Annotated in this window: 1 protein-coding gene and 1 pseudogene; one reads left to right on the top strand and one right to left on the bottom strand. The window is 51.7% G+C overall.

Annotation, left to right across the window (positions count from 1 at the left end):
* Positions 1–125, top strand: a pseudogene (locus NE473_RS33350) (iron ABC transporter substrate-binding protein); the annotation flags it as partial.
* Here the strand turns inward: NE473_RS33350 and NE473_RS33355 are convergent.
* On the bottom strand, positions 107–253 hold the full coding sequence (locus NE473_RS33355; RefSeq protein WP_502802876.1) for a hypothetical protein: 147 nt from the start codon (positions 251–253) through the stop codon (positions 107–109). The pseudogene NE473_RS33350 and the gene NE473_RS33355 overlap by 19 nt on opposite strands.
* Positions 254–288 lie beyond the last annotated feature (35 nt).

Raw genomic sequence — 288 nt, forward strand, 5'->3', positions numbered from 1 at the left:
GGAAATATGTAGAAGATTTATTTACCAACATCGACGGCAAGATCATCGAGAGCTCTTCAGGCGTTTACAAGGGAGTCGCTGACGGCGAGTATCTGGTAGGCCTTTCCTACGAGGATCCCTGTGCTGGAGGCCGCATCTTCACGCTCGCCTTCCAGTCTGGAGGCTCTTCCATTCCGCTTTCCGTCAGCCTTACTTCCATCTGACGCCGGTCATTCTCGCTCTGGCTCCGCTCAATAAATCCATTGGCTTCCACCTTATTTAAAATCTCACTCAGGGATCCGGAACGCA

Origin of the sequence: Hungatella sp. SL.1.14, assembly GCF_024460495.1 — a bacterium.
GTDB classification, from domain to species: domain Bacteria; phylum Bacillota; class Clostridia; order Lachnospirales; family Lachnospiraceae; genus Hungatella; species Hungatella hathewayi.